The sequence below is a fragment of the Streptococcus sp. 9.1(2021) genome, assembly GCF_030466425.1.
GTDB classification, from domain to species: Bacteria; Bacillota; Bacilli; order Lactobacillales; family Streptococcaceae; genus Streptococcus; species Streptococcus wuxiensis.
The window spans coordinates 535,532-557,625 of record NZ_JAGQFU010000001.1; the positions used below are offsets into that span (position 1 = coordinate 535,532).

General features: G+C 39.0%; 24 protein-coding genes and 2 pseudogenes. 4 read left to right on the forward strand and 22 right to left on the reverse strand.

Annotated elements, in window-relative coordinates; translation table 11 throughout:
• Window positions 1–12: 12 nt before the first annotated feature.
• The 9 genes and pseudogenes from KBU52_RS02635 to aac(6') all read right to left on the reverse strand — a co-directional run bounded on the left by KBU52_RS02635 (window position 13) and on the right by aac(6') (window position 5,193).
• The gene (locus tag KBU52_RS02635) at window positions 13–399 is read right to left on the reverse strand and encodes a hypothetical protein (protein ID WP_254724217.1); all 387 of its coding nucleotides are present in this window, start codon (window positions 397–399) and stop codon (window positions 13–15) included.
• Between the two features lie 256 nt (window positions 400–655).
• Window positions 656–898 (reverse strand): phosphohydrolase, encoded by a 243-nt coding sequence (locus tag KBU52_RS02640; protein ID WP_254724218.1) that lies wholly within the window; start codon window positions 896–898, stop codon window positions 656–658.
• A 105-nt stretch (window positions 899–1,003) separates the two neighbouring features.
• Window positions 1,004–1,570, reverse strand: a complete 567-nt coding sequence (locus KBU52_RS02645; protein ID WP_254724219.1) for a hypothetical protein — start codon at window positions 1,568–1,570, stop codon at window positions 1,004–1,006.
• Window positions 1,571–1,616: 46 nt separating this feature from the next.
• Entirely contained in the window at window positions 1,617–2,441 is an 825-nt protein-coding gene (locus tag KBU52_RS02650) for an ADP-ribosylglycohydrolase family protein (RefSeq protein ID WP_254724220.1), read from the reverse strand.
• Window positions 2,441–3,259, reverse strand: a complete 819-nt coding sequence (locus tag KBU52_RS02655; RefSeq protein ID WP_254724221.1) for an alpha/beta fold hydrolase — start codon at window positions 3,257–3,259, stop codon at window positions 2,441–2,443. The genes KBU52_RS02650 and KBU52_RS02655 overlap by 1 nt, the downstream gene beginning before the upstream one ends.
• A 148-nt stretch (window positions 3,260–3,407) precedes the next feature.
• Window positions 3,408–3,491: pseudogene (locus tag KBU52_RS08855) on the reverse strand (CPBP family intramembrane glutamate endopeptidase); the annotation flags it as partial.
• Window positions 3,492–3,533: 42 nt separating this feature from the next.
• Entirely contained in the window at window positions 3,534–4,025 is a 492-nt protein-coding gene (locus tag KBU52_RS02660; RefSeq protein ID WP_254724222.1) for a phosphoribosylanthranilate isomerase, read from the reverse strand.
• A gap of 73 nt (window positions 4,026–4,098) precedes the next feature.
• Window positions 4,099–4,707: pseudogene (locus tag KBU52_RS02665) on the reverse strand (Type 1 glutamine amidotransferase-like domain-containing protein).
• A 57-nt stretch (window positions 4,708–4,764) separates the two neighbouring features.
• Window positions 4,765–5,193: an aminoglycoside 6'-N-acetyltransferase gene (aac(6'), locus tag KBU52_RS02670; RefSeq protein ID WP_254724223.1), complete on the reverse strand. Its 429-nt coding sequence runs from the start codon at window positions 5,191–5,193 to the stop codon at window positions 4,765–4,767.
• 41 nt (window positions 5,194–5,234) lie between these two features.
• Here aac(6') and KBU52_RS02675 point away from each other — a divergent pair, with 41 nt between their 5' ends.
• Window positions 5,235–5,417 (forward strand): hypothetical protein, encoded by a 183-nt coding sequence (locus KBU52_RS02675; RefSeq protein WP_301788278.1) that lies wholly within the window; start codon window positions 5,235–5,237, stop codon window positions 5,415–5,417.
• Here KBU52_RS02675 and rlmD read toward each other — a convergent pair.
• The 11 genes from rlmD to KBU52_RS02730 all read right to left on the reverse strand — a co-directional run bounded on the left by rlmD (window position 5,406) and on the right by KBU52_RS02730 (window position 14,758).
• On the reverse strand, window positions 5,406–6,776 hold the full coding sequence (gene rlmD / locus KBU52_RS02680) for a 23S rRNA (uracil(1939)-C(5))-methyltransferase RlmD (protein ID WP_254724225.1): 1,371 nt from the start codon (window positions 6,774–6,776) through the stop codon (window positions 5,406–5,408). The two genes, KBU52_RS02675 and rlmD, sit on opposite strands and share 12 nt — an antisense overlap.
• Before the next feature lie 61 nt (window positions 6,777–6,837).
• Window positions 6,838–7,812, reverse strand: a complete 975-nt coding sequence (locus KBU52_RS02685) for a DUF1002 domain-containing protein (protein ID WP_254724226.1) — start codon at window positions 7,810–7,812, stop codon at window positions 6,838–6,840.
• Between the two features lie 82 nt (window positions 7,813–7,894).
• The gene (locus KBU52_RS02690) at window positions 7,895–8,497 is read right to left on the reverse strand and encodes a lysozyme family protein (protein ID WP_254724227.1); all 603 of its coding nucleotides are present in this window, start codon (window positions 8,495–8,497) and stop codon (window positions 7,895–7,897) included.
• On the reverse strand, window positions 8,497–9,471 hold the full coding sequence (locus tag KBU52_RS02695) for a nucleoid-associated protein (protein WP_254724228.1): 975 nt from the start codon (window positions 9,469–9,471) through the stop codon (window positions 8,497–8,499). Before KBU52_RS02695 ends, KBU52_RS02690 begins: the two co-directional genes overlap by 1 nt.
• A 6-nt stretch (window positions 9,472–9,477) precedes the next feature.
• Window positions 9,478–10,734, reverse strand: a complete 1,257-nt coding sequence (gene glyA, locus KBU52_RS02700; RefSeq protein WP_254724229.1) for a serine hydroxymethyltransferase — start codon at window positions 10,732–10,734, stop codon at window positions 9,478–9,480.
• Window positions 10,731–11,177, reverse strand: a complete 447-nt coding sequence (locus tag KBU52_RS02705) for a GNAT family N-acetyltransferase (RefSeq protein ID WP_254724230.1) — start codon at window positions 11,175–11,177, stop codon at window positions 10,731–10,733. Before KBU52_RS02705 ends, glyA begins: the two co-directional genes overlap by 4 nt.
• Window position 11,178: 1 nt before the next feature.
• Window positions 11,179–11,781, reverse strand: coding sequence for an L-threonylcarbamoyladenylate synthase (locus KBU52_RS02710; RefSeq protein ID WP_254724231.1), 603 nt, complete (start codon window positions 11,779–11,781; stop codon window positions 11,179–11,181).
• Entirely contained in the window at window positions 11,765–12,601 is an 837-nt protein-coding gene (gene prmC / locus KBU52_RS02715) for a peptide chain release factor N(5)-glutamine methyltransferase (RefSeq protein ID WP_254724232.1), read from the reverse strand. Before prmC ends, KBU52_RS02710 begins: the two co-directional genes overlap by 17 nt.
• On the reverse strand, window positions 12,601–13,680 hold the full coding sequence (prfA, locus tag KBU52_RS02720) for a peptide chain release factor 1 (protein ID WP_254724233.1): 1,080 nt from the start codon (window positions 13,678–13,680) through the stop codon (window positions 12,601–12,603). The genes prmC and prfA overlap by 1 nt, the downstream gene beginning before the upstream one ends.
• A 9-nt stretch (window positions 13,681–13,689) precedes the next feature.
• A complete protein-coding gene (locus KBU52_RS02725) occupies window positions 13,690–14,169 on the reverse strand; it encodes a GNAT family N-acetyltransferase (RefSeq protein WP_254724234.1) in 480 nt (159 codons plus the stop codon).
• On the reverse strand, window positions 14,159–14,758 hold the full coding sequence (locus KBU52_RS02730; RefSeq protein ID WP_254724235.1) for a thymidine kinase: 600 nt from the start codon (window positions 14,756–14,758) through the stop codon (window positions 14,159–14,161). The genes KBU52_RS02725 and KBU52_RS02730 overlap by 11 nt, the downstream gene beginning before the upstream one ends.
• Window positions 14,759–14,880: 122 nt before the next feature.
• Here KBU52_RS02730 and KBU52_RS02735 point away from each other — a divergent pair, with 122 nt between their 5' ends.
• The 3 genes from KBU52_RS02735 to pepT all read left to right on the forward strand — a co-directional run bounded on the left by KBU52_RS02735 (window position 14,881) and on the right by pepT (window position 17,797).
• Window positions 14,881–15,063, forward strand: a complete 183-nt coding sequence (locus KBU52_RS02735; RefSeq protein WP_001117401.1) for a 4-oxalocrotonate tautomerase — start codon at window positions 14,881–14,883, stop codon at window positions 15,061–15,063.
• 114 nt (window positions 15,064–15,177) lie between these two features.
• Complete coding sequence (mnmE, locus tag KBU52_RS02740) at window positions 15,178–16,551, forward strand: tRNA uridine-5-carboxymethylaminomethyl(34) synthesis GTPase MnmE (RefSeq protein ID WP_254724236.1); 1,374 nt, start codon at window positions 15,178–15,180, stop codon at window positions 16,549–16,551.
• Window positions 16,552–16,573: 22 nt separating this feature from the next.
• Window positions 16,574–17,797 carry a peptidase T gene (gene pepT / locus KBU52_RS02745; protein ID WP_254724237.1) on the forward strand — a complete coding sequence of 408 codons (1,224 nt, stop codon included), beginning with the start codon at window positions 16,574–16,576 and terminating at the stop codon, window positions 17,795–17,797.
• A 26-nt stretch (window positions 17,798–17,823) separates the two neighbouring features.
• Here the strand turns inward: pepT and KBU52_RS02750 are convergent, their stop codons facing one another.
• Together KBU52_RS02750 and KBU52_RS02755 are read right to left on the reverse strand one after the other, a co-directional pair.
• Entirely contained in the window at window positions 17,824–21,093 is a 3,270-nt protein-coding gene (locus tag KBU52_RS02750) for a pneumococcal-type histidine triad protein (RefSeq protein WP_254724238.1), read from the reverse strand.
• Window positions 21,094–21,100: 7 nt separating this feature from the next.
• Window positions 21,101–22,030 carry a zinc ABC transporter substrate-binding protein gene (locus KBU52_RS02755; protein ID WP_254724239.1) on the reverse strand — a complete coding sequence of 310 codons (930 nt, stop codon included), beginning with the start codon at window positions 22,028–22,030 and terminating at the stop codon, window positions 21,101–21,103.
• Between the last annotated feature and the right edge of the window lie 64 nt (window positions 22,031–22,094).

Sequence of the window (22,094 nt, forward strand, 5' to 3'; positions counted from 1 at the left end):
TACTACCTTTTCTTAAGTTTCTTCCAGATAAATCTTGACCGCTTGGTATTCCTGCTCTTTAGCATAGGCAAACACCTCTGAAGCTCTAATGTAATCAAAGATATTTTCCTCTAAATCTTCATCCCAGGTCGATTCATGAAATCTTTCATTCTCTTGACATGCTTCATAGAAAATATCGAGGTGGACTTGATAAAACTCTTCATCTTCATTTGGGGCTTGCCTTACTAAGGATAGTTGAAACATTGGCTTATCAGATATAGCTGTAAATGTCCCTGTTTCAAATAAAATCATCTCATCCTCAATAGGCTCACGGCACAAGTCTTCAAAGATTGCTACCATTTCCTCTAAGGACATCTTATCGGTAATTCTTTGTCTTAAAAATTCAAGTGATTGCTTCATATTTTTTCTCTTTCTAGATGTTTTCGTTCTTAGAATAATTCTATTAAAAAATTGAATCCCTACACCTTTTATTATACTACATTAACAGAAAAAAAGACCGAACCAGACGGTTTTCACCGTGGTTTCATTCTAGTTTTTTTATAACGAAAAAGTCTCTATGAAGACTCTATTTCAAATATAAACTCTTAACTTAAATTGATTAATTAGGTATAAGCTTAATTAAAAGTAGGCATTTTCAATTTGCAACTCACATCCTCTAGAAATTCTCATGAGCGACTTCTTCAAGATAGTCATCCAGATGATCGTAAATTTGTATATCTTCCTCTGAACTATCTAGTAAAACTGCAAATACCTTCACTTTCTCATCATTGACAAATACGAAATTATGTTCACCAAAATAAGCCTGATAACCCTTGTCAACTAAAGTCCAAAGTTCATCTTTTTTTAAACCAAAAATATCTTTTTTTACAAGATAGGTTTTCCCGACTTCCATTTCCATGATAGATATTTCTCCTTAAGAAGCTAGATAGTGCTAGATGTTTCTCTTTACTGCTCAATTCGTCTACTCAAGCGGTGGCATACACTCACAAAGAACTTTGGTTGACTATTGAATATCTTCCATAGCTTCTTTCACATATCCTTCGACATCTTCAATCTCTACAAACAGCGGGTCTAAGTGACATAAGAAGTGCCAATCTTGGGCGCCTTTTTTTCTGTAGACAATCGCTTCGCCGTCTTCACTTCCGAAAAAGCTTCTATCAACTTCATACCCTTTGCTTTCTAAGAAAGCTTTTGCCTTGCGGAAGTTTGCTTCTCTTGAATTGATATAAGCTTTGACTTCATCGTTATTCACGACATACGCGTCGACTTTTGTAGCTCCTTCAATCACTTTATCGTTTGGTTCGGATAGATTCGAAATCTCTTTCCAAATAATGTCCACGTTTTCCTCAGGATCAAACGAAAATCTAGATAAAGGGACAATATTTCCATTGAACACAATTTCCATATAATCCGGTAGATTTTTTGGATTAAAATACTCCATTTCAAACCCATCTTCGTTTTCTTGAGTATATCCAGGAATTTGAGCTACAAAATCTTTCCCTTCTTCTAAAGTCTCAAATACGACTAAATCCTTTTGATAATCACCTTGATACAATTCCAATATAACCATCGATAACTCTCCGTCATTCAGTATCAGTCCGCATAACGCCTATCTATTATTCTATTACAACCGTTTCTTCCCATCGTCTGAGCACCTCTTTCAAAGGCTCATCTAGATAGCTATAGGCCTTGTCCTTAATCCACTCAGGAACTCCATAAGCTGCCTCGGCGATACTTCCTGTGATTGCAGCAAGAGTGTCGCTGTCCCCACCAAGAGAAATCGCATTTCGAATCGCATCTTCAAAATCTGTACTCTCTAGAAAGGCAACGATAGCTTGAGGAACCGTATCCTGACACGTTTCATTGAATCGATACGTAGGACGAATTTCATCTAACGTTTTAGAAAGGTCATATCCATACTCTTTCTCGATATGTTCCTTGATACGTCTTTTAATATCCGCAGGGTTATCGCTACCATCACCGCCAAGGAAATAACGGCACATAAAGATAGCATCCGCTATGGCCATCGCTCCTTTGATTCCTTCTGGATGGTTATGCGTCACCTCTGCAGAAAGTTGTGCCAGACGTTTCACCTCGGACGGCAACTCGTCTGTTGTGGCATCCATGATCCAAGCGCACGGAGAAACGCGCATCGCAGACCCATTTCCAAAACTATTGTATGGTTCACGGTTGTCCGTTATCAGCCACCGGTTACACCTAGCACCGTAATCCGCGTTTGGATACCTTCTGCCGTACTTCTTCATGGCATCAATGAAGTCATCCTTCTGACCACCATTCATAATTGCTTCTGCAACGGCGCAGGTCATGACAGTGTCATCTGTGAAAAAACAGTCATCCCTAAACAATGGAAAGTCTTTCGTTTTAATGTTGTCCCATTCATAAACAGAACCTACAATATCTCCAACTATTGCTCCTAGCATCAGATTCCTCCTTGTGATATATCAGATTCATTACACATTTCCAATGAATCGCTCTTTAAAAACGGCTCTACCAAATCAATCCACTCTTGAGGTAGATAAGCTGATAAATAGCCGTGGTTATAGCCCTTAGCTTCATACAAGATCGTGTTTTGATGTATTTGTTGAAATAATTTTGCCGATGCTTTCACACAGTTCAATTCTTTTTCACCGTAGATATACAGAACCTGCGCCTTACTAGCAGAAATCGTGTCCTTCAGCTTGTAACGCTCCATATAGGTTTTGTAAATAGTCACTAATGTTTTGATAGGCGTCCTTGGCAGATCCTCCAAATAATAAGCTTTTATTTCCTCTGGATAAGCCAGTTTAGGATAGAGTCTGTCCATCATGCTTAATTGGAGTTTGCAAGAGAATTTACTGAACATCAGTTTACCAAATAGGGATACTAGAAAGATGCTGATTTTAGCTAACCCTGGTTGAGGAATACAGAGGCTTCCGTCTATGATGGCCTTCTCAGCTATATTGCTATCTAAGGATAAAAGCTCCATAGCAATTTGACCACCAAGTGAAACGCCACCAATCGCAAACAATTTCCCACCACAGTTTGCTTTGATATAGTCTAGAATCTCCAAAGCAGAATCTTCAGTAGAAATATAATCAAGTTGATATTCTTCGCCGTGGCCATTCAAGGTGGGTAGAATGACACGGTATTCTTCTGACAAGATCCGTGCTTGACAAAGATAATTCCACCAAGAACTGCCACCGCCATGTATCAGCAAGATAGAAGGCAAATTCTTATCACCAAATTCATGGAATTTCATATTTAAACTCCTTACTGTAAGACATTCCTAGCTACATCTTTGTTTAATCTGTTTGAACAAGCTGTGATACCACTTTAAACAGACAATCTCTAACATCGATTATCTAGAAAGAATGTTACCTTTAATAATGGGTATCCTGATCTAAATTTTAAAATCTTTTTTCCTTACTAATTCTATTACTCGCCAATATAGTATAGATTATATAACCAATAAAAATGATAATAAAAATAACATAGCAGCCAGTCTTACAACTTACTACTTTTCATATGATAATTTACAAATGTTTTTCCAGCCACTCGATCTTTTTAAAATCCTTATTGTTATTTTGTTCATTTCGATAGGAGTCTTGAGAAGAAGCTTTGTAAATACTTAGATACTGCACCAGACTTGGAAGACGAAAAGTGATGCCTTCAATGTGAATAAGCTCTATATCCGATTCCGAAACTCCTGCAAAATCGAGTAAGGAATCGATACTTCCAAATTCAACACTCTCTCTATCCTTTTGGAATTCATGCTCATGAATATCTATTAAGACGTAGCCTAAGTCTTTCATCACTTTCATTATCTTTTCCCAGTCATAAATTCTGAGATGGTCAGGTGCTTCCCAACCTCTAGGGTCACCAGGTACATGAATGTCAATGTCAGACGGCCCCCAATTTTCTTTCGTTCTAAACTCCAATCCCAAAGAACCCATCAGTGTCGGTGTAATTCCGACTCGATTTAAATGGAAACAAATGGTTTTAAATTCTTCAAATAAGAGACTCATGTTTACTCTAAACCTTTCATCTAAATGTTCGTTTACACTTTAGTTACCTAAATCAAGATTTAGATAATGTAAACTAGTCAATTTTCTCTATGATATTTCCAAGTTTATCCAATACAAGACATGAATGATCATTTAGTGGAATTACGGGAACATCAACAAGTTCTTCAGCTCTATCCTTATTAGCTTTATCATTCCATGAATCATAATGGACACTAATTAAAAACTGACTAAAGATTCCTAATCCATTTTTTATCATTATCTGATGATCTGAATTATCATTAGGTGAGACATAGACTTTTTCTCCTAATAATAGGGCTCCTGCAGAAAAACCTATAACTTTCGCCCCTTTATTAATCATATGATCGATATAATTTTTAAACTGCTGATTGACGTAAGTAGCTAGATACTTTTCCGTATTTCCACCACCAATGATGATTAGATCAGCGTCTAAATAGCTATCAAAATCAATCTGCTCAGTGTCCAAAAGTAAGTAATCAGTGTTTAGATTAGGAAATTGACTTTAGAAAACTTCCGTGTACTTTTTCATATAGGGTTGCCAATTATCTCGAAAAACTGTAAAAATAACAATTCTTTCAATCTTGCTTGATAATACAATTTTATTAACAATCGTATGGTTCTTTATCGGCGGATTTCCACTCATCAAAAGAATTTGTTCTTCCAATCTTTCACACTTTCTAAAGATACATAAAGTTTAAACAAGTTTATCCACGTTTCTAAATTATAATTTTTTCTTAAAATGAATAATTCTATTTGCCTCCTGAAATCCAATATTGAGATGAAATCTTATAGAATCCGTATTCGTTAAAGTACAGTCACTTGCAAATTCCTTACATCCTTTATTTTTCGCCCATTCCTCACATTTTGTACAGAGATTTTTAGCAATATCCTTTAAACGATATTCCTCGTCGACAATAATCCCTTCTAAGAATCCAACAGGACTATATTTACAACCTTCAACATAATCAAATCTGAGTGAACATAGTGCTAGACCTACAATTGTGTCACCTTCAACTTCAGTAAAGATTGCAGTATTTTTGCCATTCGTATATTTTTTTACTTCATCAAAAGCTTCTTTATCGGTCAATTCGGGCCATAATTGGTTTATTAGTTTAGCCGTTTTTATAGAATCTTTTGTTATTCCATCCATATTGATGTTCCTCCGCAAATTACAAGCAAATGTTTCGAATCATGCTGTTACTTTGTTACTCATTGATTGATACCAATACCATCCCCTTCTACTTTTCGACTGTCTTAGATCGGAAGAGCAGAGCCATGCACTCAGCGGTTCGTTATTACCGTATCGTTTCGTCGTATACTCCATACTCTACGACAGCTATCGCATGGGCAGATCATCTACTTCTACTTCGCTGATGCCTCAGCTCGTACAAGCAGTGATACTGCCTCAACATGATGCGTCTGCGGAAAAAGATCAACCGGCTGCACTTTCTTCAGTTCATAACCCAACTCTTGATAGAGTTTGATATCACGCGCCATAGTAGCGACGTTACAGGAGATATAGGCGATGCGGTAAGCGCCTGTTTGGGCACTTGCTTTGATAAAGCTTTCGGTTAAACCTTTGCGTGGTGGGTCGACCAAAATAACGGTTGGTTGGATACCTTCCTTGAGCCAATTCTTCATAGCATTTTCTGCTGTATCACAGACATAGTGGGCATTGGTGATACCATTCAACTCTGCATTCTTAATGCTATTCTCCACGGCTTCTGAAATGACCTCAACCCCATAGACTTCCTTGACATGTTTAGCGACTGATAAGCCAATGGTTCCGATTCCTGAGTAGGCATCGATGACCACATCATCTTCACTTAACTCCGCAAAATCAATGGCTGTCTGATAAAGCTTCTCTGCAATTTCTGTATTGACCTGGTAAAAGGCTGGTCCTGAGATTTGGAAGCTATTCCCCAACATTTGGTCTGTAATGTAATCTTGACCATAAAGTGTACGCCATTCTTTCCCGAAAATGGCATTGATATTCTGGTCATTGATATTTTGCATGACAGACACAATCTCTGGGAATTGCTTGATGACTTGTTCAATCAACTGTTCAACTCGGAAAATTTTAGGACGAGTGGTCACCAAAATAACCATGATTTGACCTGAATGATGGCCACGACGAACAACAAGGTTACGAATCAAGCCGGACTGTTCCTTCTCATCATAGGGTTTTAAGTCATAGCGACGAAGCAAATCACGTAAAGCAAGGATAACTTGGTCAATCACTGGATCTTGGATATAAAAATCCTCAAGAGGCATTAGATCATGAGAATTCTTACGGAAGAAACCAGTCTCCAGAACACCATTAACGCGACGAACAGGAACCTGAGCCTTGTTACGATACTTGACAGGATTTTCCATACCAAGTGTATCTGCGACCTCTATATCCGTGATTCCAGCAATCTTATATAGGCTATCTTTTACTTGCTTGGTTTTAAACTTGAGTTGCTCTGGATAAGCCAGATGTCCCAAGTCGGCAATGCCTGAACGCAGGTAAGCCAAATCTAAGTCTTGATTACGATGTGGAGATTGCGTAAGGTATTCCTCAACTTTACCAAAGCCAATCTTCTTGTTGACTTTAAGGACTCGCATAAGGACTTTTTCAGTTGGAAGAGCATTCTCTACAAAAAAGACCAAGCCATCTACCTTGGCAACACCTGCTCCTTCATGGGTCAAATCGACAATCTCAACTTCTACAATATCATTTTTCTTTAACATAATTTTCACTTTCTATAAGACGGCAACAATCCTGTTACCATCTATTATACCATGAATTGACCTAAGCACCAAAACTCTTGAAGAAATCAAGGATAGCTTGCCAAATTGAGCTAAGGATGTTTCCACCGTCTTGAATAGCTTTATTGGCATCAAAGTTTAAATCGATATTGCTAAAACTATCACCTGCTTGTGCAACGATACTTTGTTTCAAATCTTTTAGCGTCTTAGTAAAGTCTTCGTTGTTAAGAATATCGCTCTTAGAAAGATTGAAGGCAAAGTTGATGATGACATTGACTTGGTTGCCTGTAACAACTTGATCAAGTTTGTAGTTCTTTAAGGTATCTTCAACAATCTTACGAACATCATCTTCTGTAAGTTCACCCTTAGACTCTTTGGCTTTAGCAATAGCAGACTTGATATCAGCAAGGGCTACGTTCAGTTTATTGGCATCAAAGCCAGATTTGTCCTTGTTTTCATCATTGATATCTGACAAGGTTTTTAGCTCCTCTTGAGCCAAGTCTTTATTTTCTTGTGGAAGTTTGACCCCATTGGACTCAAGGGAATAGTAAATACCTGCTAGGGCACTTTCCCCAGTAACTGGAATTGGTGCCGCAACGGTGATACGCGCGTGCTCCACACCCAAGGTAACAGCCGCATTACGGTACATATCTTGCGTCACTTTAGTGATATTTTCAGGTGTCTCAATCTTGACCTCAAGTGGAGATTTTTCTCCTAATTTTTGAATTTTTGCTGATGAATAAAGTTGAAGACTAGAGTCGTTGGCCACATTCATAATTTTTGAGTAGACATCTGGTGTCATGGTCTTCAAATCTTTAGTATCTTTTGAGGCATCATAGCCAAGTTTTTTAAGTGTTTGATTTTTTTGATCTTCTGTTAGTGAAGAACCCAAGACATACTCAGGTTGAACATAGGTTTCATCAATTACTTTTTGAACATCAGTTGCTGCATGAACGTTTTGTAATGTTGCAACCGCCAAAAGAACTGCAGCACTCGTCAGAAAGAATTTCTTTCGCATGAGACGTTCCTCCTTTTCCACTCTAGCATATTAAAGTATTCTTAAAGAAAACTTATAAAAAGCACCTAGAAATTCTAGATGCTTAAAATAGATTAAAAATTTTCATGATATAGAGATTTACTTGAACCTGTCTAGAGTAATAATAGTTTCCCCCATCGACATAAAGTTCTCCACCCTGAAAAATGGAAATAGGATTGATGTAGCGATAGGTTTTTCCTGTTGTATTCCCTAATGTCGGCGCAACTGTATCTCTAGAATATTGTTTAGCTAGAGCAATCGTGTTTTTCTTGCCATTTTGGGCGATAAAATCAATATAAGCAGGTCCAAAGTTATAAGCTTGAATGGCTGTCCAGACATCCACTCCTTTTTCTTGAGCAAGATAGAGATTTTCTGTCAAGGTTTGAACCCCTTGCCGAATACTACTTGCATTATCGTTTATGGTATCAGTAGAGCCACTAGCAGATTCACTTGACTGCATCACGTCCCCTTCTTTACCCTTAGTTTCTGTATAAATCATGGCGAGCACAAGCTCTTCGTTTGCTGGGGTATCTTTTTCATTCAAGATTTCGCGAACCATGGGTTGGTAGGTCATGACTTGTTTGACATCCTGACGAATCAGATAAGCTTTATATCCAGCGAAAAGGAAGACTGCTAGTACCAGCATTCTTCGTATAAATTTAAACATTATTTATTTTGTATATCCTCGATGTTTTTGATTAAGATAGAATAGGTTCCATTATCGTTTTGAATGAACTCAACTGATTCCGCATCTTGATAGACATTGTTTGGTACGATGAGTTCAATTCCATTTGACAAGGAAAGTTTCTGATTCTCAAATCTCTTTAACTGACGACTGGCATCAATCTCATCAAACTGTACTGGCTCTGGTACTGCTTCTTTAACCTGGTCAATGAAGCTAAGTCGAGCAGTAAGATTATTGTCAAAAAGATCATTGGCTAATTTTTCTGGAGAGAGCTCATTATTCTCTTCAAGATTATTGAAAATTGCTGATTTTACCTTGGATTGAAATTGAAAATCATCTGTGTTAAAGGTTTCGGCAATCTTTTGAGCCGTTTTTTCCAGTTCCTTAATAGATTTCTTAGGTGAAATCTTTGGTTGTGCTTGAATAAGATTCTCAGAAAAATAGTTTAAAAAGGCTCCATTATACTTGATGCGTTTTTCAATCAAGTGATACTTGCGACTTTTAAGATTAACAACTAGGGCTTCATCTGCTCCAGTTCCAAACCCAGGTAAGTTATTTTGAGTCAGTTTGATTGGATTGTCAACCTCGCCACCCAAGTGTGTCAAGGTTTCGCGTAATGCAATTCGTAGAAAGGCAAAGTGGTCTACTCCCTCTTTTGAAAACTGGACAAAAACCAAGTCATTCGTCTTTTGGTTTTCAGATACAGAGAATTCCTCTTTCCAGAGATTAGCAATTGTAACAGATGTTTCCATTAAATCTTCTGTGATGTGATTGAAAAAAGGATTATCCTCTTCAAAAATACCAGTTTTGGCATCATCCGAATACACACGCTCCACTTTTTTACGCAAGTATTCCTCGATTTTAGGAGTGATATTGAGAAACTTATCCGCCAAGAACAACTCTGTGTCATCAGGGCTAAACTGATGGATAATGGCTTTCTTAATATAAATATCCATAAAATATTAGTCCTCATATAATGGGAAGGCATCTGTCAAGGATTTGACTGCACTTCTCACTTCTTCTAAGACAGCTTCGTTTTCTGCATTCTTAAGGGCTTTAATAATAAGTTCAGCAACTTGACGGCTTTCTTTTTCACCAAAACCACGAGCAGTAATTGCTGCCGCTCCGATACGAATACCACTTGTCTTAAATGGTGACAATGTTTCGTAAGGAATTGAATTTTTATTAAGGGTAATGTTAACCTCATCCAATAAGTTTTGGGCTACTTTTCCACTTTCTACAACCTTTGTTACATCCACTAAGAAGAGGTGGTTTTCAGTACCACCAGAGATAATGCGGAAATTAGGATCTTGCAAGAAGACATCTGCCATGGCCTTGCTGTTCTTTATGACATTAGCTGCATATTCTTTAAAGGCTGGATCCAATACTTCTTTAAAGGCTACAGCCTTAGCAGCAACAACATGCTCTAATGGTCCACCTTGGATGCCTGGGAAAATAGCGGAATTGATTTTCTTAGCAAGATCTTCGTCGTTAGTCAAAATCAACCCACCACGTGGTCCACGAAGAGTTTTGTGAGTTGTTGTCGTTGTGATATGTGCGTATGGAACTGGATTTGGGTGAAGACCGGCTGCAACCAAGCCAGCAATGTGTGCCATGTCGACCATGAGTTTTGCGCCCACAGCATCCGCAATTTCACGGAATTTTGAGAAATCAATAATGTGAGAATAGGCTGAGGCACCAGCTACGATAAGTTTTGGTTGAACTTCTTGAGCTTGTTTCAAGATAGCGTCAAAGTCCAATAGCTCTGTCTCCGGATCAACGCTATATGAAACGAAGTTATAGGTTTGACCTGAGAAGCTAACAGGAGCTCCGTGAGTCAAGTGCCCACCTGCAGCTAAATCCATCCCCATAACCGTATCACCTGGCTCAATCAAAGCCATATAGGCAGCACAGTTAGCTTGACTTCCTGAGTGAGGTTGGACATTGGCAAATTTAGCACCAAAGATTTCTTTGGCACGTTCAATAGCTAGACTTTCGATAACATCCACTACATCAGTACCACCATAGTAACGACGTCCAGGATATCCTTCAGCATATTTATTAGTCAAGATAGAACCTTGAGCAGCCATAACAGCCTTAGAGACTACGTTCTCTGAAGCGATCAATTCAATATTATTTTGTTGGCGTTCCTCTTCTTTAGCAATAGCATTCCAAAGTTCTGCGTCATATGTTTTAAAATCATCTTTGTCAAAAATCATAGTTTTTCTCCTTTAATTAACTTAATAAATCGTTTCTGCACTTTATCACAAGTATAACCCACTCTTTCATAAAATGCATGAGCACCAAGACGATGGTCTGCAGAGTTTAATCGAATAAACTTATAGCCACGTTTTTCTGCTTCTTGTTCTAATCCTTCAAGTAAATCTCTACCAAAACCTCTACCCTGGCTTTGTGGCAACACTGCCAAGGCTAAGATATTGAATCCTGCTTTAGAATAAAGAGACTCATAAACCTCAGCGTGAATATAACCAACTAGTTCGTGACTAGTATCATCCTCATAACCAAGTAGGAAATGATGTGAGTCTTGGGATAATTTGGTTAGTTGACTAGCCGTTTCCTCAGGGCTAAAATCATAACCTAAAGCTTCTTTGTTAATCTCATGAATCGATGCAACATCTGTTGCTTTCAAAGCACGTAGCATATCATACCTCCTCAAAAGGAATTTCAGGTATCTTGGCAAGGATATCTTCTCGAGTTATCGAACCTTGGCGTAGAATTCTTGCCTTAGAAGCAGTCAAATCTAAAATAGTCGAATCTTGACCTGTTAAAAAAGCATCATCTTCTATTCCCAGAACCTCTTGTCCAAATTCTTTTAAAATTTCTTCAAAGCTAACACCGCTTGTATGCCCTGAAATATTTGCAGACGGGCCGATTAAGGGACCAAACGCACGAATCAATTCTAGAGTTATAGGGTGACTGGGCATCCTAAAACCAACTGTCGGTAATCCTGAATTGACCCAGTAAGGGACCTTGTCATTAGCTTCTAAGATAATGGTCAATGGACCAGGAAGAAAACTATCAACAAGTTTTTGTAAATAAGGTGGCTGATTCTTAGAAAAGTTCAAGATATCGTCTAGATGAGCGGCATTGAGATTAAGTGCCTTGTCTCTAGGACGACGTTTAAGCTGGTAGACATGGTCAACAGCCTTTTCATCCAATGCTTTTGCAAAAAGTCCATAAACTGTCTCCGTTGGCAAAACAACAGCTCCACCTTTTTCCAACTCTTGCTTAATTTTCTCCATCATCAATGACTACCATCCTATCTTGGCCAAATTGGTCTTTGAGCGTTCGAACTCGTTTCTCGGGAAAATTTTCCGTAAAGAGAGCGGGCACACTTTGACCTTGTTTGTAGCCAATTTCGAGATAAATCTTACCACCATCATTTAGATAGTCCTTAGAGCTTTCCGCGATTCTACGATAGATAGCTAGGCCATCCTCGTCAGCAAAAAGTGCCAAATGTGGTTCTGAATGCAAAACATTCAAGCCAACTTCTTCTTGATCTTCACGAGAAATGTATGGTGGATTGGATACAATTATATCATATTTTGAAGAAATTTTAGAGAAACAGTCAGATTTGATAAAAGAGAGATTTAGATTTTGAACGTTAGCATTCTCTGTTGCAAGCTCTAATGCATCCTGTGAAATATCCGCTGCCGTAACCGACCAATCTGGCCTATTTTTAGCTAAAACAAGGGCTATTGCACCGCTACCCGTTCCGATATCTAGAACTTTTAGATTGTCCTTTAGATTCTCGGCTAGGATGAGCTCTACCAACTCTTCTGTCTCTGGGCGAGGAATCAAGACCCGCTCATCAACCTTTAACTGCATCCCAAAAAATTCTGCATGACCGATAATGTACTGGGCAGGAATGTGTGCTGCTAATTTCTTGAAAATTTCTTCCACAAATTGCTTCTCTTCCTCTGTTACTTCTTGCTGGAGGGCAAAGACGAAGTCTGTAAAAGATAGATTTTTTAGGCTACGATAGACAAAGGAGAGGCTTTCTGCTTCCTCTCCTTGTACTATTAACTTTTCCTCAAAATCTTTAAAAATTTGAGCTAATTTCATTATTTGTTTAATTCTTCCAATTTTTGTGTTTGGTCATAAAGAACCAAGGCATCTACAACTTCATCCAATTTACCAGCTAGAATTGTATCAAGTTTTTGTAGAGTCAAGCCGATACGGTGGTCTGTGACACGGTTTTGTGGGAAGTTATAAGTACGAATACGCTCTGAACGGTCACCAGTACCGATAGTAGACTTACGTTCAGCATCTTGTTCATCTTGGGCAATCTGTGCAAAGTGGTCAGCAACACGCGCACGAATGATTTTCATGGCCTTCTCACGGTTTTTCTGCTGGGTACGTTCTTCCTGCATCTCCACCTTGATATTGGTTGGCAAGTGAACAATACGAACGGCAGTTGCAACTTTGTTGACGTTCTGTCCACCAGCACCAGATGCGTGGTAGATGTCCACACGAAGATCTTTTGGATCAATATCGTACTCTACTTCTTCTACCTCAGGCATGACAAGGACAGTTGCTGTCGAGGTATGAACACGCCCTTGACTTTCTGTCACAGGGACACGTTGCACACGATGGGCTCCAGACTCATACTTAAGCTTAGAGTATACAGACTGACCTGATACCATGGCAACCACTTCTTTGAAACCGCCGACACCGTTCATTGACACTTCCATGACTTCAAAGCGCCAGCCTTGGGCTTCAGCATACTTTTGGTACATTGTTAGAAGGTCACCAGCAAAAAGTGCTGCCTCATCTCCACCAGCAGCTCCACGGATTTCAAGGATGATGTTCTTATCATCGTTTGGATCTTTTGGAAGAAGCAAGATTTTCAATTTTTCTTCGTACTCTTCTTTTTCTGCCTTAGCATCCTTGAGTTCTTGCTTGGCCATTTCTTCCAAGTCGGCATCTCCGCCAGACTCTTTAATCATTTCTTCAGCATCAACGATGTTTTGGAGGACTTGTTTGTATTCACGGTAGGCGGTTACGGTGTCACGAGTTGAAGCTTCCTCTTTTGAAAGCTCCATGAAACGCTTGGTGTCAGAGACCACATCTGGGTCACTCAGCAATTCTCCCAACTCTTCATAACGGTCTTCTACAGCTTGTAGTTGATCATAGATGTTCATTCTTTCTCCTTATTTCTCAATTGTTAAATCGTATATGGCTACTACTTCGTTCTCAAATATTTCCCCAGTTTCTTTAAATCCATAACTGAGGTAACAAGATCTTGCATGTTCATTTTCTGATTCATAAGACAACCAAAGTTTATTGGATAAACCTGCTGGCGCTGTCCGAACATAGTCTAGCACCTTATCCATAATTGGTTTAAAATATCCTTGATCTTGAAAATGCTTATCAATCATGAAACGAAATAGTAAATAATTTCCATTACTAATTCCGATTTTTTTATCATAAGCTAACATCACAAAACCTATGATTGCATCATTATCGTAAACTGCCAATGGAGCTACAAAATCTCCATTTTTTGTGTAGACATATGCTTCAGCTAAACTAATTGCGTTGGTAGCAATAAATTGTTTTTGATATTCCTTAACATCCAAATTCAGAACATCAAAATAATTTTTCATTGTAACATCTCTTAGTTCAATTGTCATAGTCTTGCTCCTTTTTAGATGTTATCAGTGGGGCAAAATAATGTTTACGGCAAACCGAGATATAGGTTTCATTACCACCTATCTGGATTTGTTCACCTTCATAAGTAGGTTTCCCATCTAACGTTCGTAGTACCATGGTCGCCTTTTTCTTACAATACTGACAGATGGTTTTAATCTCATCAATCTTGTCTGCTAGTAACAATAGATGTCTAGATCCTTCAAAAAGTTCATTACGAAAGTCGTTCTTTAAACCAAATGCCATAACAGGTATGTCTAACTCATCGACGACACGAGCTAAATCGTAAACATGATGACGCTTCAGAAACTGGGCCTCATCGACCAAAACACAGTAGGGTTTTTCAGGTAAGTCTCGAATAAAACCAAAAATATCCGTAGTATCATCGATAGCAACTGCTGGTCGCTTCATGCCAATCCGACTCGACACATAGCCTATACCGTCTCTTGTATCCAGAGCCGAAGTCATGATCACAACTCCCTTTCCTTGCTCCTCATAGTTATAGGCTACCTTGAGAATCTCGATGGTCTTTCCTGAATTCATGGTCCTATAACGATAATACAACTGTGCCATGTTTCTATTTCACGTCCATTTCTAATTTTCTGCTACATTCTAGTATATCATATTTTCCAAAAGCTTTAAACGGCAAAATGTGGTAAAATAGAAGAAATCAAAAACTAATGGAGGAAGCTATTATGCCATTTGTACGCATCGATTTATTTGAAGGTCGCACACTCGAGCAAAAGAAAGCCCTAGCAAAGGAAGTAACTGAAGCTGTGGTTCGTAACACTGGTGCACCACAATCTGCTGTTCATGTCATCATCAACGATATGCCTGAAGGAACTTACTTCCCGCAAGGGGAAATGCGCACTAAGTAAAGCTTAAGCGAAATGCTTAGGCTTTTCTTTATAAGTGGCATTCGTTGAATAAAAAACTATATTTTGTTACAATTTTAAGAGATATTTGTATATAAATTGTTAAAAGGAACTGAAATGATTACACGTGAATTTGATACCATTGCTGCAATCTCGACTCCGCTTGGTGAAGGAGCTATTGGTATTGTCCGCTTAAGCGGAACAGACAGTTTTACCATTGCGCAAAAGATTTTTAAAGGCAAAGACTTGAGTCAGGTCGCTAGCCACACACTGAACTACGGCCACATTGTTGACCCTTTGACTGGTAAGGTTATGGACGAGGTTATGGTTGGAGCTATGAAGTCTCCAAAGACCTTCACTCGCGAGGATATTATCGAGATTAACACCCACGGTGGTATTGCCGTAACCAATGAAATTCTGCAGCTGGCTATCCGTGAAGGGGCTCGCATGGCAGAACCTGGAGAATTTACCAAACGTGCCTTCCTCAATGGTCGTGTGGACTTGACTCAGGCTGAAGCTGTTATGGATATCATCCGTGCTAAGACTGACAAGGCTATGAATATAGCAGTCAAACAACTTGATGGATCCCTGTCTGACCTCATTAACAATACTCGTCAGGAAATTCTCAATACCTTGGCTCAGGTTGAGGTTAATATCGATTACCCTGAGTATGACGATGTAGAAGAAGCCACTACTGCTGTTGTCCGAGAAAAAACTATGGAGTTTGAACAACTCTTGACCAATCTCCTAAAAACTGCACGCCGAGGTAAAATCCTCCGCGAAGGAATTGCAACGGCTATCATTGGTCGTCCCAACGTTGGGAAGTCAAGTCTACTTAATAACCTCCTGCGCGAAGATAAAGCCATTGTAACAGATATTGCAGGGACTACTCGAGACGTCATCGAAGAATACGTCAATATCAACGGTGTTCCACTGAAGTTGATCGATACTGCAGGTATTCGTGAAACGGATGATGTCGTGGAACAGATCGGTGTTGAACGCTCCAAAAAAGCCCTCAAGGAAGCTGATTTAGTTCTACTGGTTCTAAATGCTAGTGAACCACTAACTGCCCAAGACCGACAACTTCTTGAAATTAGTCAAGATACTAATCGAATCATTCTTCTCAACAAAACTGACCTGCCAGAAGCGATCGAAACTGCTGAGCTTCCAGATGATGTCATTCGTATTTCAGTCCTTAAAAATCAAAACATTGATAAGATTGAAGAACGCATCAATAACCTCTTCTTTGAAAATGCTGGCTTGGTCGAACAAGATGCTACTTATCTATCCAACGCCCGTCATATTTCATTAATTGAAAAGGCAGTTGAAAGCCTACAGGCAGTTAACGAAGGTCTTGAACTGGGTATGCCAGTTGATCTGCTTCAAGTTGATTTGACTCGTACTTGGGAAATTCTTGGCGAGATAACTGGTGATGCAGCGCCAGATGAACTTATTACTCAATTGTTCAGCCAATTCTGTTTAGGTAAATAAAAAATTGTAAAAAGGAGTTATGATGAAATACCCTACATTACTAGAGCGTTTTTTAACTTATGTTAAGGTTAACACACGTTCAGACGAAAATTCTACTACTACACCAAGCACTCAGAGTCAGGTAGACTTTGCGACTAATGTCCTCATCCCAGAAATGAAACGTGTCGGTTTGCAAAATGTCTATTATTTGCCAAACGGTTTTGCTATCGGTACACTTCCAGCTAACGATCCAAGTTTAACTCGCAAGATTGGTTTTATCTCTCACATGGATACGGCTGATTTTAATGCTGAAGGTGTTAACCCACAAGTTATTGAAAACTACGATGGGGGAGTTATCGAGCTTGGGAATTCTGGTTTCAAACTTGATCCTGCAGATTTCAAGAGCTTAGAGAAATATCCTGGACAAACCTTGGTTACTACTGATGGAACTACTCTTCTCGGTGCCGATGATAAATCAGGTATCGCCGAAATCATGACAGCTATCGAATACTTAACTGCTCATCCTGAGATTAAACACTGCGAAATCCGTGTCGGCTTTGGACCTGATGAAGAAATCGGTGTTGGTGCCAACAAATTTGATGCAGAAGATTTCGATGTCGACTTTGCTTATACAGTTGACGGTGGACCTCTTGGTGAACTTCAATACGAAACCTTCTCCGCAGCAGGTGCTGAACTTCATTTCCAAGGACGTAATGTCCACCCTGGAACTGCTAAGGGACAAATGGTTAACGCTCTTCAGTTGGCGATTGACTTCCACAACCAACTCCCAGCTGGAGACCGACCTGAATTGACTGAGGGCTACCAAGGTTTCTACCATCTCATGGATATAACTGGTAGTGTTGAGGAAGCGCGTGCTAGCTACATCATTCGTGACTTCGAAAAAGAAAACTTTGAAGCGCGTAAAGCTGCTATGCAAGCTATCGCTGATAAGATGAACCAAGAACTTGGTAGTGATCGTGTAACCTTGACTTTGACAGACCAGTATTACAACATGAAAGAAGTCATCGAAAAGGATATGACACCAATCACCATCGCTAAATCAGTAATGGAAAGTCTTGATATCACACCTATTATCGAGCCTATCCGTGGAGGAACAGATGGTTCTAAGATTTCCTTTATGGGAATTCCAACGCCGAATATCTTCGCTGGCGGTGAAAACATGCATGGTCGTTTTGAATACGTTAGCCTTCAAACCATGGAACGTGCAGTTGATACTATTATTGGAATTGTAGCTTATAAAGACTAAAAAAGAAGTAGCAATGCTACTTCTTTTTAATTTACTTCTTTGTCACTTGTTTCAGGACTTGTAGTTGTTAAATGTGAACTTGATTCTTCACTTGTTACTTCGGTGCTAGCTTGACCTGGTGTTTCTTGTTTTGCTTCAACAGGTGTTTCTTGACTTGGCGTTGCTTTAGATCTAAGCTCTTGATTTAACAAGACTATTTCTTGGGCAAGAGCTAGAAGAGCCTGCTTATCTTTGCTTGCTGCACTTAGCTTATCAAACAAGGCATCTACTTTATCAAAGTCCGCATCAGAACCATTATTCATTTCCAAATAAGTATGGAGAGCAATGACACCGTTATAGAGTTTTTGGTAAAGAACTAAAACCTCTGGGTCTTGTTTCGAATTATCACGTTCATTTTGGATTGTTAGTGAAATACGTTTCAAGAGATCTTGAACCTGTGTATTTAATTCATCAAGGTCTGCGTCTTCTTTCTCCATAGCAACCTTCAGATTTTTCACTTCGTCAGAGAGTGAAGCTTTAACCCCCTCCTCATTGACTTGATTCACTAATTCTTCAGCTTTTGTTAGTAACTCTTCTACTTGCCCTTTTAAGACATGGTTACTTTGTTCCTCAGGTTTGAGATCATCATACAAACCTTTCAAGAACTCATAGACTGCAGTTTTAGCACTATGTCCATCCACTTTTTCTGTATCTAAGATTGTTTCAGAAGTCTTGCTTGCAACTGGCTCATTTTTCAGTGCTTCTTCTACTTCCAGTTTTGTTTGATAGATTTCTGGGAAGAGTTTGTTTAAGTCAGTTGCCTTAAGGAAGGATTGTGACTGATAAAGTGTCCACGTTAGGTTGGCAACTTTATTTCTAAGAGTGTCATTTAAACGACCGTCAGATAGATGTTGGTAGAAATACTTGATGTATTCTACTGTTGTAACTCCAGTACGGTCATTAAAATCTTGCAAAGCTAGTAACTTAGCTTCAACTGCATCTAAACCTGCTTCATCTTGGGCAAGTTTATTTTCTTGAAGCTGAGTCAATAAATCCTTCTTAGGAAGTCCATAAGCATCTGTGTCTAAGGTATTAATCTTATCTACTAATGCTTGATATTTCTTGTCTAAAGGACTGATTTCTGTTGGTTTGACACTTGAGTCAATGTGAATATACTGCTTATCAAACAAATCCAAAGCTGCCAAATAACCTGCAGTAGAGTTGGTTGATAGCTTCTTCATATTCTCAGAAAATTGCCCCAAAGCAAGTTCAATCTGTCTTTGTAAAATCGGTTTATCTTTATAAATTTCGCGCCTTTCTGCCAAGAGTTGATCAATCTTATACTGGACTGCTTTTTCATCAAAAGCACCAGGTTGGTAAGTTGACTGTAATGCAGGAATTTTGTTTTTCAAAGCGACTTCATAACCTTTAGTTTGAACCTTGATGTAGTGGTTATGGTCACCATGAGGGATAACAAAGCTACCATTTTCAACCTGCAAGCTATAAGGAGAAACACCATCACGTAGAGCAGTTGTATAGAGTTCGTTTAGGAAATCAAGCTCTGCATCACCTGTTTGAAGCGGAATACGAACGTGTTCCTTACGAACAGCGTAAGGGTGAATGTGAGTTGGGTCATAAGCCTGGTCTGGATTACCAAATACAAAGAATCCATTTGAAATTCTGATAGCCTCAAGAGGAACGCCATATGTTTTAGAAATATAAGCTATTTTTTCTTCATCGCTGGCATCTCGAGAGAAACTTTCAACCGTCTTGGCAAGAGGTTTAACAGGTTCTGTCTGCTGATGGCCATGAAGATGGTCTTGTGCAGCCTTAATCTGCTCTGCTGATAAATCTTTCTTAAAGAAATAATGGGCATGGTCTCCATGTGAAACTACAAAACCTTGCTCATCTTCACTTATCACTCGGTCAGCATCGAATCCGTGATCGTGGTCTCCACCATGGTGGTGATCATGCCCGTCTTCATCATGGTGATCATCTGATGGATTAGGTTTAACTTCGGTTTTGCCTTTCAAGTGTTCCTGGGCTTCTTTAATCTGTTGAGCCGTTAAATCTTTCTTGTAAAAATAATGATTGTGGTCTCCATGTGAAACTACGAAACCTTGGTCGTCCTCACTAACCACTCGATCAATAGCAAAGCCATGATCGTGGTCTTCTCCGTGTCGATGATTAGCATGGTCGTGGTCATGGTCTTCTTCGTGTTGATGATCAACATCTTCGTGGCCATGGTCGTGATCATGATCTTCGTTTGGTTTACTTGGAGTTTCTACGGGATTTGATGGTGTTACTAGACCTGAAAGTGGCATCAAGCGTGCAATCTTTTGCTCCAAAGCAGATAAACTAGTATAAGGGATGAAATGGTAATGATTCCCATGAGGGATAGCAACTCCATTAGGCGTACGACTGGTAATTTTAGCCGGGTCAAATACCAAACCATCAGATTCTTTATAGCGTTGACTAACTGGTAAAGCGTAAAGCTGTTCTAGAAGTTTTTGAAGATTATTTTCTTCTTGTACTGGATTGCTTGTAGCCGGTTTCTCTACTTGATGACTTGGTTCAACACTTGGAATCGGTTTGTAGTCTGTTAGACTTTGTTGACTTCCTCTTCCAGCAAGGTAAGCTTGAGCGGCAGCCAATTCACTTGAAGATAGAGCACTTTTAGGAACGTAATGATAATGGCCTCCATGAGGAACGATATAAGCGTCACCTGTGTCTTCAATAATATCTGCAGCATTAAAGACGTAACCGTCATCAGTTGTATATCGACCTTGTGCTCTGGCAGCAATAACCTCATTACTTGTACTGCTACTATCTGATGTGTGTTCTTGTTTTTGTTGCTCGATTTGGTCTTTGGTACGAATATTATCTGCGTGACTAGCATCCTTCAGATAGACATAATATTTGCCATCCACCTTGATGATATAGCCACCTTTAATCTCATTGACAATATCTCCATCACTTAGTTTATAGTTTGGATCTTTCATGACCAATTCTTCACTAAAGATGGCATCAAAAGGCACCTTACCATTGTAGAAATGGAAATGGTCACCGTGGGAAGTCACATAGCCTTGATCTGTAATCTTAGTAACAATCTGTTCAGCTTCTATTCCTTCTTTTTGGTTAACTTGATCAGGTGTCAGATTTTCATTCTTTTTAGCATCAGACTCTTTCCCATCAACATAGGATACACGGTTATTTTCTTTGTTCTCAGGCGCTTGATGTTGATTTAAAGCGTAAGCGCAGACACTTAATGCAAGGACCACTGCAGATCCTGCTAGATATTTTTTATTAATTTTCATAAACTCCTCATTTCAATTCTTCAGCTAAAATAGCTATATTGTCTTCTAAATTTTCCAAGTAGGACTTATCGTTTTGTGGGTCGGCCTCTAAAGGATTGAGTGTTTTAAGAGTCACACCTGTTGATTTGACAAGTGTATCAGCAACTTTAGACGAAGCATTGCTCTCTGTAAAGATAGTTTTGACCTTATAATTCTTTACAAATTCTTGAATTTCGGTTAACTGTCTCGGGCTTGGTTCTTGGTCTGGTGAAATACCAGCTATTCCAAGTTGATTTAATCCAAAGCGTTTAGCTAAATATGAAAAAGCTGTGTGTTGAGTTACAAAATTTCTTTGACTGACTTTTTCAAAAATGGGTTGGTATTTCTTGGTCAAATCATGAGCTTTAGCACTAAAATTTTGTGCGTTTTTCTGGTAAGTTTCCTTGTTAGCGCTGTCTAGTTCGGATAACTTATCAGCGATAATCTGGGCTTCTTCAGCAACCTTTTCAGGATCAAGCCAAGTATGAGGATCATACAAGGTCTTCTCATCAATCCCGTCTCCAGCTTTCATATCTTCTAATCCAGGCACGCGCTCCAAGGTCATACCTTCTGATGCTTCTAAAACCTTTACCTTAGACTTTTGCAGGCTTGGATCCAAACTTCCCGCCCATGATTCCAAGGTATGAGAATGATAAACGAAAACATCGGCATCATAGATGGCTGCAATATCATTTGCCGAAGGTTCAAAGGAATGGATACCTGAACTCGACTGAATCATCCGAACATCATTTAGGTCACCCGAAATTTCTTTGACCATGGCATATACAGGATAAAAACTAGTCACAATCTTCATTCCCTTAGTTTCATTCCGATTGTCTTGATTAGCCTTTTGTCCACAAGCTCCCAAAACGAGAACAAAGAAGGTAATCATGACCCATAGAATACTTCTTTTTTTCATAACAACTCCTTAACTAGTATTTAACCATTTAATTAACTAGTAAATAGTTTATCTTTTTTTATTT